General features: G+C 43.0%; 1 pseudogene. It reads left to right on the plus strand.

The window, feature by feature from the left end:
* A pseudogene (locus OGV93_RS01250) lies at positions 1-314 on the plus strand (T6SS effector phospholipase Tle3 domain-containing protein); the annotation flags it as partial.

A 314-nucleotide genomic window follows, 5' to 3' on the forward strand; every position in this document is an offset into this window, starting at 1 on the left:
GGCGACCAGTATCAAAGCAGTAGTTTCACCTATCCGGATCCTCCAGAATGGCAAACGGTTTTTATTAATGCCGAAAAAGTACCTGAGCCATTATCAGCGGCCACATTGGCTAATTTTGATGGGTCCCGAGTTGGAGCTGAACATGATGCCAGTCAAAAAGATGGATGGGGTGAGATTAACCCGAAGAACAATCAAAAAAAAGACAATACCTATGACAATTACATCAATCTATATCCTAATCAGGATATTGTGATTGGCTTTAAGAATTTGGGGACACAATCAGAGCCTCGACTGGTACCCGTGACTCGCAAAGA

This window comes from Citrobacter sp. Cb031 (assembly GCF_030336725.1).
GTDB classification, from domain to species: Bacteria; Pseudomonadota; Gammaproteobacteria; order Enterobacterales; family Enterobacteriaceae; genus Citrobacter; species Citrobacter braakii.